The sequence below is a fragment of the Paenibacillus sp. FSL H7-0703 genome (assembly GCF_038003485.1).
In the GTDB taxonomy this organism is placed as follows: domain Bacteria; phylum Bacillota; class Bacilli; order Paenibacillales; family Paenibacillaceae; genus Paenibacillus; species Paenibacillus polymyxa_B.
Genome location: NZ_JBBOPF010000001.1, coordinates 1,012,427 through 1,027,450 on the forward strand (window position 1 = coordinate 1,012,427; position 15,024 = coordinate 1,027,450).

A 15,024-nucleotide genomic window follows, 5' to 3' on the forward strand; every position below is an offset into this window, starting at 1 on the left:
ATAGTTACTATTGGTATACAGAGTTACTTTTAGTATACTGTTTAAAACAACAATGAAATTGAGGGGATTCAGATGAGCGACGACAGGCAGCCTAAGCTTTTGTGCGGTAAGGTGGAACAGTCCTTTCAGATCATCAGCAAAAAATGGACCGCTCTCATCATTCATACTTTGATGGAACATCCCAAACGATTTAGTGAAATTCACGTCTCCATACCTGATCTTAGCAAACGCATGCTGAACGAACGCATCAAGGAACTAGAGCTTTCCGGCCTGATCCTTCGCAATGTCATCACTGAGCGGCCTGTGCGTACTGAGTATTCGCTGACACGCAAGGGTAAAGAGCTAGGTGATGCATTGAATGGTGTGGAGAGCTGGGCCGAGAGATGGCTTTAACTGCTAACAGGAGGTCGCCACACATGGTCTCCTGTTATTGTGTTACCCCATGTGGATCATAATACGTACGAAAATAATGGGACAACCGCTCAGCAGCTCATAATTTCAGAATGGGCCAAGGAAGGATGAGAACGATGGCATTTGGCATTACCCGCCAGGAACTTATGGCCTGGAAAAGAAAGGTCAGTCGTGGTGAAATTGCTTTTCTGACACATTACTGGCTGGATGATCGCTTTCCAGGCATTACAACTGTCACCAAGGTAGGATGTTCTGATTTGGACAAGCTGCGCTTATGGTGCAACCAAAACGGATTAGACCCCCAATATATTCATCAGCGTCAGCCCTATCCGCATTTTGATCTCATCGGTAACAAACAAGCGGAAATTTTACGTAAGTATGGCATTAGCGATCAATTTAAACGCTTTGAACTTCAACTCCCAACGAGTACACGCCCATCGTTCTAAACCGCAGCTCTCAGAGCTGCGGTACTTTTGTTTTCATACCAGTTAATACCTTGTGTATCCAAATCGCTGACATAGCCCCTTCTCCCATCGCCACAGTCGCTTGCTCGGCATGAGCTCCTAAGTCCCCGGCTACCCATACATTTTCCACATTTGTCATTTTGCTGCGAGGATGAGTTTCAATATGCTTATTGTGCAGCAGATGTACACCCAGTTGCTCTGCCAGCTCTGAATGAACATGATTGCTGCCAAAAGCTAAAAAGCCCCGCTCTGCTCGAACCACTTGTCCATCAGCCAGCCGCACTCCTTCAAAACAGCCCGGTGCTCCGGTTATAATCTCAGAAATGGCTTCTTCCTTATAGCCAATCCCTTTTTCCCGCAGCTTCACAATCAGCTCGTCCGGCACCTCTGAACGCTCATGATTGACATAAACAAGTTGATCGGTGCGCGCTGATAAAATCAGTGCCATGGAAGCTCCTGCTTTGCCTGCTCCCATGACGACCGTGCTGCGATCCTGAACCTCATAACCGTCACAATCCGGGCACACATATACACTGTTGCCCAAGCAGGCTTGTAAACCATCCAGCTTTGGAAAACGGTCCGTTAGCCCTGTAGCTAACAACAGCGTCTTAGATGAATACACGGTTTCTGCCTCTACTTGAATGTCAAAAAGCTCATCTCTTTTGGCGGCTTTTACCGCCTTCCCTACAATAAACTCAGTACCTAGTTTTGTGGCTTCATTACGTCCAAGCCGTCGCAGCTCTTCACCAGAAATTCCGTCAGGAAAGCCCAAAATATTATGATACTGGTGGCACAGCGTAGATCGACCATAGCCCGAATCTATCACTAGAACTCGATGACTGCTGTATCTCCCCAATTGAATCGCTGCTTGCAATCCGGCAATTCCCCCACCAACAATAATGCAATCATAGTTCATCATTTTTCCTCCTTTGAATGCGCGTTATCCTAGACATCTGCATAAAACCGCAATAACACCAATGTAAACTTCTCATCCAATTTTAAACATAATATCACCCACTAACGGATGAATTAACCCCTGTGTCCGTCCATATCAAAGCCTATATGCCTTAAAAATGGAATGACAAAAAGCACTGTGGATACCCACAGTGCTTTACCAGGCCGAGCCTGAATCGTCATTTTATCGTGAAAATTATAATTATTTAAATGTTTTTACGCGTTCTTCAACAGGCTGGAATTCTTTTTCACCTGGTTGGAATGTCGGTTTACCAAATGGCATTTCAGCAATCAGTTTCCAATGCTCAGGAATGTTCCATTCGTTTTTCACTTTTTCATCAATCAATGGGTTGTAATGCTGAAGGGATGCCCCCAGTCCTTCTTGCTCCAGAGCCGTCCATACCACCAATTGCAGCATACCATTAGATTGGTTGGACCAGATTGGGAAATTGTCCGCATAGGCTTCAAATTGTTGTTGCAGACCAGCCACCACGTTATTGTCTTCAAAGAACAAGACTGTTCCGTATCCGCTGCGGAAACCGTTCATTTTCTCGGCAGTAGACTTGAATTGCTCCTCATTGCCTACAACCTCACGTAAAATATCTTCTGTAATATTCCACAGTTTATCATGATGCTCTCCGAGCAACACTACAGCACGTGAAGTTTGGGAGTTGAAAGAGGTAGGTGTGTACTTAACAGCTTCCTCTACAATCTCTTGAATCCGTTGGTCAGAAATGACCTGTTCTTTGCTAATACCATAATAGGAGCGTCTGTCTTTCAGAGCTGTGAAGAAGTCTTTAGCCATTTTGTTACCTCCTGAGAAAAATTAATTACTTTTCGTAACTTAATATACATTACATATATCTTAAAGTCAAGAGATTTCTTTTTAAATATTACCAGTTAGTTGATAATTATACGCCACCATTATATTTTTTCTCACTGGAAGAGGTGTGCTTGGTTGCATCCTTGTCTCTCTCCTCCTGTCTTTCCATCTTCAAATCCTCTACAGGAATGGCGTCTACCGTCTGCTCGATCTCAAAACGGTCGAACAAGCTTTCCTGCTCTGTCGGATACTGCTCTGCATGATCTCGATTGATCGACTGTTTCTGATGTTTAGACTCCGTTATTCCTTTCCCCGTCTGTCCTTTCTGCTGATTCTGATCGTGCAGGTTATCTTCAAATGGGGCCATTTTACTTCCCTCCCTATCGGATTGGTGTCCACAGTATACTTTTACCTTTCACATCGGGGATTAAACGCAAAAAAGAGAAAATCTCTGCAAAGATTTTCTCTACTCATGTACTTATAGATGGTTGATTGAATTATTCCGAACTGGATTGACCTGTACACTCATGAAAAAGATGAGGTTCCAGCTTCTCTCCCGTTACGAGCTTCTGCACCAGTTGAGTCCCCGAGTCAGGGGTCATTTGACCATACCAGTCCCCTTGAGGATATACGATCACAACCGCAGCATCATGACAACGCCCATTACAGCGAGTTCTGGTCGTGTGAATATATGCTTCTGCATTTTGTTTACGAATTTCATCCCTAATTGCCTGTGTAACTTCTTCACCCTCATGTCGCATACATGTGCCTCCATTGCAGATCAACACATGATGCTTCATTGGTTCCAATTCAAAAATAGCCATAGCTTCCCCTTTAATCAACAGTTGTTGGTTTTAAATCAATGTTTATCTGGATAAAGAACAAGCTGTGCTTCCATCTGATCAGCTTCAATCGTCAGCACGATAAATGAATATTCGTCTTCGCCACGTTTGTCCGTCGGAGACCCCGGATTAAGGACAAGCTGACCGTCAATCGTTTTGACCACCGGAATATGCGAATGTCCATAAATCAGGCAATCCAGCGTTTCTCCCTTAAACGTATTCAATGCGATATTTTCTGTCGTTCCTCGCCAGCCGTGACCGTGAACCATACCGATCCGCTTGCCTTCAACTTCAACGATTCGCTGATAGCCTAAACGCTCCACGATGTCCATTCCATCATTGTTTCCGGCAATGCCTTGCACAGGCGCAAACTCAGCTAGACGTTCATATACGAACCAATCCGTCCAGTCTCCGGCATGGAGAATGAGGTCACTGCCTTTTAACTCCTGTACAAGCCGACTAGGCAACGTTTTGCTTCTATGCGGCATATGAGTGTCTGAAAGTACGATGATTTTCATATCAATTTCTCCTTACCAGCGTCTTTACACAGATGAACTTTGTTGCCCCACGCGCTGCTGAAGTGCCTGCTCCAGATCTCGCAGCGTAACGGTCTCGAAAAACGCCTGTATTTTCTGCTCTGCCACGGTATATAAACCATCCAACAATGCGTCTATGTTCCTGCCTACCTCACAATTATGATTGCTATCGGTATGGATGGCGAACAACGGACCTTCATCCTTGGTCGCCTCATAGATCATTTTCAGATTGATGTTTGAACTGGACATGCTTAGACGAAAGCCGCGTGCTCCAGGCGACGAATCCACCAAACCCGCTTGCTTGAGTCGGCTCATAATCCTTCTCACAACTACCGGGTTTGTATTGATGCTGGAAGCAATAAGTGACGATGTCATTCGCTCCGGTGCCCCTTCAGCCAGAAGAAGCAGACAATGGATACTAACGGAAAAATGGGTACTCATGTTAACCACCTTTATGTGTGTGCCTCATTAAATGTTTGGTAAAATGCATGTTTCCATCATACCACAATAGAGGCACCAACACAGTGCTTACTGCACCTTACTCCGGAAAATAGTCATTTTCAGGACGTACTCGCACTTTTAATTGGCGTACACTATATTCCAACTGCTTAACGATATCCTCCAGTTGACGACGGTCAAGTCCATTAAGGTCGGCGGCAGGCTTGGGTGCATTTTTCAAATCACGTATGGTTGCCTGCTGCTCCTGCCACTTGTCCATCAGGTCGGCTATATTCGCATAAAAGCGTTCGTAATCCTTGATCACTTCATCCAGAAAGGCATCCACCTCGTCCGGATCATAGCCGCGCATTTTATTCTTAAACTGTTTCTCATGAATGGAGAGCGCGTCCAGCTGAATGCCCAGTTGCTTAAACAACTGCTTTTGCTTATCCAGACGACGCTTCATATGTTCATCCATCGGTTATTCCCTCCTTAACACACTATTCTTTTTATATCACATTCTAGGCTGGGAATAAAAGTCTCTGCTGATTGCCCAGCCCTATGAACGGGTATAACAGAGCATACGTGTAACTTATCCAGACCACGAAGGGGAGAGATGATCATGAACCACTTGAACGATTCGCAGCTTGCAGAGCTGAAACATATGTTGTTGGAGCAGAAAAAGGATTTAGAAAAGCATTTTGAACAAAACGGTCAGGAAAACGCTCCATTGGGAGAAACACTGACAGATTCTACAGGTGAGCTCTCGTCCTATGACAACCACCCCGCTGATATAGGGACAGAAACCTTTGAACGGTCCCGTGATCTGGCGATTAATGATTCGCTGCAAGACGAGCTGGAGCAGGTCAATGCAGCCCTTCAACGGATGAAGGATGGGACGTACGGGATATGTGTGGAGAGCGGGGAAGAAATTCCTTTTGAACGGTTGCAAGCCATTCCATATACAGCCTATACCGTCGAGCACACGCCAACTCGAGAATTATCGAATGACCGCCCGGTAGAGGAACAGGTCATGACTCCGCCACCCAAGGGTGCAGGTGAGGTTCGCCAACGAAATGCAGGACGATTTGACGATGCGGGCGCATGGGATGCCGTAGAAAAATACGGTACATCGAACTCGCCTGCAACTGCCGCCAAGCGTGATGTCACCGATTATGATGAAAATATGTAATGCTATACGCTTATGTATTCGTTCATCTAAAAAAGCAGCTTGTCCTTTGGACAGGCTGCTTTTTTATGCCTTACGGGAATACGGTGATCCCGTTTATCCAATTTCTATCCGTTTTCGACTGCGAGCTGACTCAATACAAGCGTCGATCACCTTCATATTGCTCACCGCATCTTCTGGCTCATACGGCAACGGGACACCGTCAAGCACCGCTTTAGCAAAAGCATCCGCTTGCAGTTCAAAGGAATTAAAACCTTTCAGACGTTCCTCACGCGTAACCGAACCGACGTGGACGAAAATTTGCGGTACTACAGACGTTCTTTCCCAACCGAACATTTTGGGCATCGCAATCGTACCCTTGCTACCGAGAATTTCCATGTTGGAACGGTTGGCTGCCCACATGCCACAATCGAAAGTAAGGTTGACTCCACCCGGAAATTCCAGCAAGCCGGAAGCCATCATATCGACGTTGTCATGCTCCGGGGAAAATAAGGCATGTACCGTCACTGCCTCCGGCTCCCGGTCCAAATACATACGAGCGGCTGATATCGGATAGACGCCCACATCATATAGCGAGCCGCCGCCCATGTTTTTATTAAAGCGCACATTATCTGCCTGATCGGTATTGTTAAACGTAAATGTGCAATGGATGCCGCGAATGTCACCAATTTCCCCACTATTGATAATTTCCTTAATTCTTCGATGTTTGGGATGATAGCGATACATAAAAGCCTCTGCAAAGATCACTCCTGCACGTTGACATGCTTCAATCATGCGGCTTGTCCCAGCCGAGCTAAGAGAAGATGGTTTTTCACACAAAACGTGCTTCCCAGCCTCCGCTGCCCGAATGGTCCACTCTTCATGCAGATGGTTTGGCAACGGAATATACACCGCTCCGATTTCAGGATCAGCCAACAGTTCATCATAGCTTCCATAACTTTTCGGAATATCGAACTCCCGGGCGGCCTCAGCGGCTTTATCCGCATTACGACTAGCAATCCCAAGCACTTCTCCGCGTTCGGATTGCTGAATCGCAGGAATTACAGCGATTTGGGCGATCTCCGCAGTGCCTAAAATTCCCCATTTCAGCTTTCTACCCATCATTCTCATCCTTTCGTGGTTAGGAATAGTTGTCTTGTTCCGCTTTATGCAGCATACCTAAGCAACGGTCCAAATCAGCTTTGACCTGCTTCTTGTACAATCGGGCTTTCTCCTCCCCATCATCTGTAAAGTGATAGAGTACAATCTCCTGAAAATCCACGCGCGGGTCTGTTCCTTTCAATCGCTTGGTACGGTAAAAAACGCCTTCCTGTACCAGCTCATGCAGCGCCCGGTAAACCTCGCTCTGAGGCGGAACATATCCAAAGCCACTAAACTCATCCTTCATCGATTCGAGCATCTGATATCCATAACCGCGATGCCTCTCCACCATTGTGATCAGATAAATTTTGATAAAAGCCCGCTGGGATATCATAAACGCCATTTCACAGCCTCCTCCACACCTTATTCGTGCACCTTATCTTCCATTATAAACCACTCTGCGTCCATACACTATTTCCTTTGATGAGATAAGAGTTTATGAGAACTCTCCATCCCTTGTGACCTGTTTTAAGATGGTGAGAGATATAGAATGAGGCGATATAGAGTAGTGTGCGAAGCGCTGAGAAATGATTTTATTGTTCTTGCTATTATGAATTTTTCATATGTTGAAATAATGTAACTAAAGCTAAAAAAATAGAGTTACAGATTACGAAGACTGGATTAATTGTTTTAAGGCCTCCGTATCGTTACTTGTCAAAACAGGAATATATTCTGTTATTTTTTGGATGTCCCAGTCCCACCATTTCAGGGTTTGGAGCATCGCTATAGTTTCCTCATCAAACCGATAACGAATTAACTTCGCGGGATTTCCTCCTACAATGGAATATGGCAGAACATCTTTTGTCACCACGGCATTTGACGCAATGATCGCGCCATCACCAATTTGAACTCCGGGCATAATGGTAGCATTGTAACCAATCCAAACATCATTTCCAACCACAGTGTCCCCTTTGTAGCCCCCACTTAAATTGGGTACACCAACTTCCCAATCTCCGCCAAACGCTCCAAAAGGAAAAGTGGTAAACGCATTGGTATTATGATTAGCGCCATTCATAATGAATTTGGCTTTGGCTGCAATCGCGCAAAACTTACCAATCTTTAATTTGTCCCCTATAAAATCAAAATGGTAAAGGACATTTTTCTCAAAATCCAAAGGGTTATCATCATCGTCATAATAGGTATAATCCCCGATTTCGATATATGGATTAATCACTACATTGTTCAAAAAACACAGACTTCTAATATTTTTCATCGGAAAAACGCTTCTTATATCTGGACCACTCATTCAGCGACCCTCCCCATATGGATGTGAACATCCAGTCTATCAGTATGTGTACTATTAAACAAATGTAGATAGAAAAGTATCCCTTGGCCTTATTTCTTGGCGTTGGGATACTCTTGTGAACATATGTGATTGGGTTATCAAATCAGGCTTGCTTTTGTAAGGCTGGCGGACCTCCATTCGGGCGAGGACGAACCCGAAGCCCCACGATCCATTTGCCCAGAGGCAAACGTGCCAGCAACCATGTTCCAGCAACGGAAAAGATCATACAGAGAACGAATGAAGCCAGCGTACGAAGAACGTGACTCCAGTCTGCAAACAACGTCTCGTCAAAATAATAGGTCATACGTAGCATAAAGGCATGCATGAGATACGCTCCATAGGACAACGTTCCGATGGCCGTCAGCATACTCGCCGCACGTCCCCCCTTATGAGCAATCCACGTCGCTACCCGATAAGCTACAAAAATAGACGCAACGCAATATACAGCCATGATCGGACGCAGCAGAGATAAATAGTTAAAGGAAATAACTGTACCTCGCGGCGTCTGGAACTGACCGATCATCTCATACAGTAAGTAGCCTGTAATCACGATAAACAACGGCCAGTATATCATCTGTGCTTTGGTTACCCAAGCATTCCAACGCTTGACGTTCATCCCGGCTGCCGCTCCTAGCACAAAATAAAAGAAAAAATAGATCACATTCCGGTCAGCGTACAGGGTAAACCAAGAGGTAATAACCGGAAGCTGGAGCTTATCCATCGCTTGGTATACGGGTCCAACGGCGAACATGAGCAAAATATATAGCACGCCGAATCCAGCCAATGCAGCGGGTCGCCATTTTGACGGCAGCAGCGCAGACAAATGACGGACCGCATAACGAAACACGGGAAATAACACATAACACTGGATAATCATAACGATGTACCATAGATGATAGCTGCTTTTCCCGTTCAACAACTTCTGGAAAAAATCAAGTGGGTGAATATATCCACCACTTTGGGCAAGCTGATTTCCCAATTCGTATAAAAGAGACCATATGATATAAGGAACGATGATGTCCATGAATCTTTTACGTAAAAACGTTCCGTACTTTAAGGCTCCATCATAATTGTAAAATAACACCATTCCAGTGATAAATACAAACACAGGAACTGCAAATTTGGAACATAGCAGTAAAAGTGTCATCAATACCCCGTCCTGGATGCGCGCCCCCTGCGCAACCGCATAGTGTGCGACGGAATGCTGAAGAACAACGGCCGCAAAAGCCAGCCCTCTCAGCAAAGCGACTTCGGAAATTCTCTCTTTTTGACTCATGTCACTCTCCTGTTACATCTAGCAATTTATAAATCCAGGATTTTTGCAAAATCCTCAATCTATTATAACGACAATTCTGTAAAAATATATAGAAGGTTAAACGTGCCAACGGCATGCAAAGCATCGTTTATCTCAGGTTTATCAATGAGTAAAAATATGTAAAAGCAGCAGTCCTCCCTCTCAGGGAGACTGCTGCTGTAAAAACAACCTATATGCAAAGGAAATAGGAAAGCCTACTGTACATCACTCTCTTAACTAGCCGTAAGGTGTTTACAGGTTCCTTCTAGTATCTGTGTACACATCTGTACGCGGCGTGTCCGCCACCGTATCATCATACGTTCTGTAACGATCCGCATTCAGCGAACGGTTGGTGCGGAAAATATCATAAACATCCCTGTGATGGTCAGCGGAATCCACCAGCACTAAAATCTTGCCCTGATCGACGTAGGTCTCGTATTGACGTGCATCATCCTCTGGAATGCCCAGCCCGACCAGTCCACCGACCAAGCCACCTGCTCCCGCTCCGACAGCTGCTCCGGTAAGAGTAGCCGCGATAGGTCCAGCGGCAAGGATAGGTCCGATACCCGGAATAGCCAAGGCCCCGATGCCTGCCAGCAAGCCAGCGACACCGCCTACAACTCCACCTGTAGCCGCACCTGTCGCTACACCCTCCGGTGCCTTCGTGCCTGTCTCTTCGCTAATCGTCCTCAGCTCGTCACGGTCACGGGTGATCACAGAAATCTCACTGCTTGGAATTCCTTTGCTCTGCAATTGTCCTATCGCACGAGATGCTTCCTGTTCTGTATCAAAAACACCAACAATTTTCTTTTCATTATAATCGTTTAAGTTATTAGCCATGATAGTTACCTCCCAAATATTTTAGTGTTGAGTGGTTCGTTTTTCATTACCCCACTATTATGACGTTTAAACGATTTTACAAAAATTCAAAAAGTCGATTAGCATAAAATAGCTTCTATTTAACGCTTTGGCTTTGCTCTGTTGGTCGCCACAGCTTCCAGTGGATCATCCGGCCAATAATGCTTGGGATATCTGCCCTTTAGATCCTTTTTGACCTCAAAATAAGCCTCGCTCCAGAAGCTGGACAAGTCGGAAGTCACTTGGACAGGTCGCTGGGCAGGTGACAGTAAATGCAATACAATTGGCACACGTCCGCGTCCAATACGAGGCGTATCCCCCATACCGAACAACTCTTGTAGTCGTACGGCCAGCGCTGGTGCCTCAGGATTTGAATAATCGACAGGAATGCGGGAACCGCTGGGTACGCGGATATGCGTCGGCGCTTCCTGATCAAGCAGCTGCCGCTGTTCCCAATCCAGCCTGCCAAGCAGCAATGCAGCACTGTCCAGCCGTTGCAGATCGGATACATTTTTGGCTCCTATAGCAAAAGGTAGCAGCCACGCTTCCAGAGAATCCAGCAATGCCGATTCCGTGCAATCCGGCCAGTCCTCAGGGGCCGAGAAGTGCATAAAAATCAAACGCGCCTGCAACTGGAGGGTTTGCCGATTCCATGACAGCAGCTTTAGACCTCGTTCACGGACACCCTGCATCAAGGCAGCAGCTACTTCCTCTGCCGGAGGTCGCTCATAGGACGTTTCCTTTAAGACAAGTGAGCCCAGCCGCAGTACTTTGCGGGCTCTCACTGCTGAGGCGGAGCTATCCCAGTATACGTTAGCTTGTTCCAACAGCATTTCACTGCAATGCTCGACCAGCTCTTGCAGTTCAATTGGTGCCGCCAACTGAATGGCACCGTCTGCTCCCTCGTCGTCCACTTCAGCGGCGACGAGATAGGACGAACGCGACATCCACTCCACTTGTCGGAGTCGCGCCCCCCGACCGCCGCTAAGCAAAAAGCGGCCATCCCCCCGGCCCTGCGCGATCCGATCCGGATACGCAAAGGCCAACAGCAGCCCGCAAGCCGCGGAGCCATCAGGCTCGTCCTGCGCTGCGGCTGCTGTCGGCAGCGTGGCTAGCAGCTGCCGGCTCTCCTGCACGATACGGCGAATCACCGTATCGTCTGCCGTCCGCAGCAGGCTGTGGGTGCTGCGGGCATGGGTCGCCTCGCGCAAGGCGTCCAGTCGCGGGCGTAAATCCGTTCCGCCATGAGCGCGGAACGGGTCCCGCTCTTGCAGCAGCGCAGCCAGACGGCTGGCAGTTGGTGCCAGGCCGAGGGCGGCTGCGCGCAACAGCATGTGCCCGAGGCGCGGGTGCGTGCCCAGGGCGGACACCTCGCGCCCATGCGCGGTAATGCCGCCTGTAGTGCCATCGGCTGCTTCACCCAGGCAGCCGAGCTGGTGCAGCAGACCTGTGGCCTGGCGGTACGCCGCCTCAGGCGGGGCATCCAGCCAGGCCAGCTCGGCGGGCTCGCGCACGCCCCAGGCCGCTAGCTCCAGCGCGAGCGGGGCCAGATCCGCCGCGGCGATTTCCGGGCGGCTGGCATCGGGGAGCGCGGCTTGCTCCTGCGCGCTCCACAGCCGGTAGCATACGCCCGGCTGGAGGCGGCCCGCCCGTCCGCGCCGCTGATCGGCGGAGGCCTTGGACACCTTGACCGTGGTCAAACGGCTCATGCCGGTTCGCGCGGAAAATACAGACTCCCGCGATAGTCCGCTGTCGATCACCACCGTGATTCCGGCGATGGTCAAGCTAGACTCGGCAATTGAAGTGGCCAATACCACTTTTCGACTGCCCGAAGCCGACGGGCGTATTGCTTCATCCTGCTGCTCCAGCTTCATGCTCCCATACAGCGGAATGACCTTGACATGTGCTGGTAAATGCTTTGAAGCCAATTCTCGTTCCGTTCTGTGAATTTCTCTAGCCCCTGGTAAAAACACCAGCAGATCACCTTCATGAGCATGGAGTACCTTTTCTACCGTCTCAACCGTAAAGGACTCTAATGAAGTTGACGAAGGTTTGGATATATGAAAGGTTTTTACCGGAAATACAGTGCCTGGACATTCCAGCAATGGCGCATCCCCTAATAATCTACATACAGGCTCTGCCTCCAGGGTGGCAGACATGATTAATATCTTCAAATCCGGTCGCAACAGTGCCTGGCTTTGCAGGGCAAGTGCCAATCCCAAATCTGCATGCAGGCTGCGTTCATGAAACTCATCAAAAATAATCAGGCCGACTCCCTCCAACGCCTGATCATGTTGCAGCATCCGGGTCAGTACGCCTTCCGTAACCACTTCAATCCGTGTGTTTGGCCCTACCTTTGTATCCATACGAACCCGATAACCCACGGTCTTCCCGGTGGGCTCTCCGAGCGCTTTTGCCATTTGCGCTGCTGCTGCACGCGCTGCCAAACGCCTCGGCTCCAGCATAATCATCTTTTGCCCTGCCAGCCACGGCTCATGCAGTAGCTCCAGAGGTGTTACCGTCGTTTTCCCCGCTCCCGGCTGTGCAATCAGTACCGCCGCCGAATGGGATTGCAGTGTATGTTTAAGCTCGGGGATCACTTGCATAATAGGCAGTTGTTTATCTGTCAATGAAATCTCTCCAATGATACGCTTGATGCGTAGAATCTAAGTTTTAATTTCTTTATTATTGTGAATTTTTCATTACCTGTAATTATCGAGCACTGAATAGAAAATGCTAAGCTGCCCTCTGGGACTTCTCTTCGGTCTGTCGTGCATAATTCTTCTAAATCTATTATACAGATATTTAAATTTCCCGTCTGGCCATCGCAGCTATGTAAGTTTTCTGTGTTAGCTCCTATACCTGTCGGGATGCACTCGCGGCAAGATCGTTTTATAATGTAGTTTGATATGGATTGCTGAAGGACGGAACATAGAATCGAGGTCACTTTCGTATGGAATTACAGGCCCAACCCATCAGAGGGCGATTTGCCCCAACACCATCGGGATGGATACACTTAGGAAACGCTCGTACTGCCTTATTATCCTGGCTGCACGTTCGTTCCCTGGGCGGAACCTATATTTTGCGCATGGAAGATATTGATATGACGCGAGCTCGCAGCCAGTTGGCGCAAGGGATTATGGAAGACTTGCGCTGGATCGGGCTGAATTGGGACGAAGGACCCGACATAGGCGGTCCCTACGGTTCCTACACTCAAAGCCAACGGCTGGAACGCTACCAGTCTGCATTGGAGAAACTACAGAGGCAAGATTTACTGTATCCTTGTTTTTGCAGTCGGGCCGACATTCTGGCCGCCGCCCATGCTCCACATGGACTGTCTGGTGAAGGGCCTGCGTATTCGGGGGTATGTCGTAACCTTAGCTCTCAAGATGCAGTAGCCAAAGCACAGCATAAACTCCCTTCACTTCGCTTTAAAGTACCGCAACATACAGATGCCGTTATTTCGTTTCATGATCAGGTAGCAGGTCATGTGGCCTTTGGTGCGGCTGAGGGGGGCGATTTTATCGTCAAACGAGCCGACGGCATGTTTTCCTATCAGCTGGCTGTCGTTGTCGATGATGCGGATATGCATATGACCGACGTACTACGCGGGTATGATCTTCTCGATTCGACTCCCCGCCAGCTATTGCTGTACCAAGCTTTGGGGTTGCAGCCGCCACGTTTTGCACACGTTCCCCTTGTCCTAGGCCCTGATGGGCGAAGGCTGGCCAAACGACATGGTGGCGTAGCACTCCGAGCTATGCGCCGACAAGGGGTCACACCGGAAGCAGTCATTGGCTGGCTCGCCTATTTTTCAGGGCTGCTGGATTCACCTGAGCCTGTGAAGGCTGTGGATTTAATCGATGACTTTCATTTGGACAAACTGCCCAAAGAACCTGTCATCCTGACGAAACAATGCCTCACGAGATTATCTGCACTGCAACGGTAATGAGGTAAAGCACGGAGATTAAAGTGTACGGGCAAGGGCATTCCGCCCTTTGCTCCTCTCGCTTCTATTCCTCCAGTCGCTTACGCATAGCGGACTCATATTCATAAAATACAGATGACGTATTCAGCCCTCTTTCCTCCAGCAGCATACGGAGACGTAGTGATTTTTCAGTCAGCCTGCGACTGATCCGCTGTTGCTCTCCTGCCTCATGGCAAGCGTGAAGCAAATCACGTAACTGGACACATTCCTTTTGTAACTGAAGCTCTTCCGGTAAAATGCCTGCATTCTTCAACAGCTTGTACGACATCCGCAGCTCCTCTGGAACATGTGACAAATCCTCGATCACCAGTGGCTTGCCCTCTCCCGGTAAATGATCAAATTCACCTTTGGCCATCGCCTCGGCAATCTTCTGCTCTGCCATTCTGGAGAACATCCCCATCGCCCCTTTCCACTCCTTGTATTAAACATCCTATGTACAATCTATATTAAAGAAACCTGGAGTCCTTTGCCACTGTAGCTTACATATCATTAGTATGTCCTGTTTACATAAAGGAGAAAGGGGGTTATTCTTCGATCCCAAGCAATTGAGATACTTGCACTCTATATTTTTTGGCCTTACGTGTTCCGTGAATGAGATTGGACAAACGGCTAGCAGGAATATGATAGGTATCACAAATGTTCTCTGATCCATTTGCCTCTCAACTAGCTTTTCTTTGATTTTCCAGCCAAAAGGAGTTACAGGATTTCGTTTGTTCAACAACGTTATCACCTCTTCATAAGTATAGGATTTAGAATTTTGATTGGGGTTTGGGGATTGGAGTTCGTCTTCTTCCTTTAAAAG

At 47.8% G+C, this 15,024-nt stretch carries 18 protein-coding genes and 1 pseudogene; 4 read left to right on the forward strand and 15 right to left on the reverse strand.

All coding sequences use genetic code 11. The features are described from left to right. The first annotated feature begins 72 nt into the window (after positions 1 to 72). Complete coding sequence (locus MHB46_RS03870; protein ID WP_007430161.1) at positions 73 to 393, forward strand: winged helix-turn-helix transcriptional regulator; 321 nt, start codon at positions 73 to 75, stop codon at positions 391 to 393. A 134-nt stretch (positions 394 to 527) separates the two neighbouring features. Then, complete coding sequence (locus tag MHB46_RS03875) at positions 528 to 857, forward strand: hypothetical protein (RefSeq protein ID WP_165175555.1); 330 nt, start codon at positions 528 to 530, stop codon at positions 855 to 857. Positions 858 to 867: 10 nt separating this feature from the next. On the opposite strand, the gene MHB46_RS03880 is transcribed toward MHB46_RS03875, so the two are convergent. The 7 genes from MHB46_RS03880 to MHB46_RS03910 form a co-directional block, all read right to left on the reverse strand. Then, complete coding sequence (locus MHB46_RS03880) at positions 868 to 1,791, reverse strand: NAD(P)/FAD-dependent oxidoreductase (protein WP_341163682.1); 924 nt, start codon at positions 1,789 to 1,791, stop codon at positions 868 to 870. 240 nt (positions 1,792 to 2,031) lie between these two features. After that, positions 2,032 to 2,634 (reverse strand): nitroreductase family protein, encoded by a 603-nt coding sequence (locus tag MHB46_RS03885; RefSeq protein ID WP_025722870.1) that lies wholly within the window; start codon positions 2,632 to 2,634, stop codon positions 2,032 to 2,034. A gap of 106 nt (positions 2,635 to 2,740) precedes the next feature. After that, complete coding sequence (locus tag MHB46_RS03890) at positions 2,741 to 3,019, reverse strand: hypothetical protein (RefSeq protein ID WP_165175556.1); 279 nt, start codon at positions 3,017 to 3,019, stop codon at positions 2,741 to 2,743. 130 nt (positions 3,020 to 3,149) lie between these two features. Continuing rightward, positions 3,150 to 3,476: a (2Fe-2S) ferredoxin domain-containing protein gene (locus MHB46_RS03895; protein WP_061830316.1), complete on the reverse strand. Its 327-nt coding sequence runs from the start codon at positions 3,474 to 3,476 to the stop codon at positions 3,150 to 3,152. Positions 3,477 to 3,511: 35 nt separating this feature from the next. Beyond that, entirely contained in the window at positions 3,512 to 4,012 is a 501-nt protein-coding gene (locus MHB46_RS03900) for a metallophosphoesterase family protein (protein ID WP_165175558.1), read from the reverse strand. Positions 4,013 to 4,036: 24 nt separating this feature from the next. Continuing rightward, positions 4,037 to 4,471, reverse strand: a complete 435-nt coding sequence (locus MHB46_RS03905) for an Rrf2 family transcriptional regulator (RefSeq protein ID WP_013310015.1) — start codon at positions 4,469 to 4,471, stop codon at positions 4,037 to 4,039. Positions 4,472 to 4,568: 97 nt separating this feature from the next. Further along, complete coding sequence (locus tag MHB46_RS03910) at positions 4,569 to 4,946, reverse strand: DivIVA domain-containing protein (protein ID WP_023988297.1); 378 nt, start codon at positions 4,944 to 4,946, stop codon at positions 4,569 to 4,571. A 144-nt stretch (positions 4,947 to 5,090) separates the two neighbouring features. Between MHB46_RS03910 and MHB46_RS03915 the strand changes: the two genes are divergently transcribed. After that, complete coding sequence (locus MHB46_RS03915; protein WP_061830314.1) at positions 5,091 to 5,660, forward strand: TraR/DksA C4-type zinc finger protein; 570 nt, start codon at positions 5,091 to 5,093, stop codon at positions 5,658 to 5,660. A 93-nt stretch (positions 5,661 to 5,753) separates the two neighbouring features. On the opposite strand, the gene MHB46_RS03920 is transcribed toward MHB46_RS03915, so the two are convergent. The 6 genes from MHB46_RS03920 to hrpB form a co-directional block, all read right to left on the reverse strand. Next, positions 5,754 to 6,758 carry a Gfo/Idh/MocA family protein gene (locus tag MHB46_RS03920; RefSeq protein WP_061830313.1) on the reverse strand — a complete coding sequence of 335 codons (1,005 nt, stop codon included), beginning with the start codon at positions 6,756 to 6,758 and terminating at the stop codon, positions 5,754 to 5,756. A 19-nt stretch (positions 6,759 to 6,777) separates the two neighbouring features. Further along, the gene (locus MHB46_RS03925; RefSeq protein WP_013310011.1) at positions 6,778 to 7,140 is read right to left on the reverse strand and encodes a helix-turn-helix transcriptional regulator; all 363 of its coding nucleotides are present in this window, start codon (positions 7,138 to 7,140) and stop codon (positions 6,778 to 6,780) included. 264 nt (positions 7,141 to 7,404) lie between these two features. Beyond that, positions 7,405 to 8,043, reverse strand: coding sequence for a CatB-related O-acetyltransferase (locus MHB46_RS03930; RefSeq protein ID WP_341161671.1), 639 nt, complete (start codon positions 8,041 to 8,043; stop codon positions 7,405 to 7,407). Between the two features lie 142 nt (positions 8,044 to 8,185). Next, positions 8,186 to 9,358, reverse strand: coding sequence for an acyltransferase (locus MHB46_RS03935; protein ID WP_341161672.1), 1,173 nt, complete (start codon positions 9,356 to 9,358; stop codon positions 8,186 to 8,188). A 270-nt stretch (positions 9,359 to 9,628) separates the two neighbouring features. Then, on the reverse strand, positions 9,629 to 10,216 hold the full coding sequence (locus tag MHB46_RS03940; protein ID WP_103047817.1) for a general stress protein: 588 nt from the start codon (positions 10,214 to 10,216) through the stop codon (positions 9,629 to 9,631). A gap of 119 nt (positions 10,217 to 10,335) precedes the next feature. Beyond that, the gene (gene hrpB, locus MHB46_RS03945; RefSeq protein WP_341161673.1) at positions 10,336 to 12,864 is read right to left on the reverse strand and encodes an ATP-dependent helicase HrpB; all 2,529 of its coding nucleotides are present in this window, start codon (positions 12,862 to 12,864) and stop codon (positions 10,336 to 10,338) included. A 323-nt stretch (positions 12,865 to 13,187) separates the two neighbouring features. Between hrpB and gluQRS the strand changes: the two genes are divergently transcribed. After that, positions 13,188 to 14,183 carry a tRNA glutamyl-Q(34) synthetase GluQRS gene (gluQRS, locus tag MHB46_RS03950; RefSeq protein ID WP_341161674.1) on the forward strand — a complete coding sequence of 332 codons (996 nt, stop codon included), beginning with the start codon at positions 13,188 to 13,190 and terminating at the stop codon, positions 14,181 to 14,183. A 64-nt stretch (positions 14,184 to 14,247) separates the two neighbouring features. Here the strand turns inward: gluQRS and MHB46_RS03955 are convergent, their stop codons facing one another. Continuing rightward, positions 14,248 to 14,622 (reverse strand): DnaJ family domain-containing protein, encoded by a 375-nt coding sequence (locus tag MHB46_RS03955; RefSeq protein WP_076264218.1) that lies wholly within the window; start codon positions 14,620 to 14,622, stop codon positions 14,248 to 14,250. Positions 14,623 to 14,746: 124 nt separating this feature from the next. Next, positions 14,747 to 14,940 (reverse strand): annotated as a pseudogene (locus MHB46_RS03960) (XRE family transcriptional regulator). Positions 14,941 to 15,024: the final 84 nt, after the last annotated feature.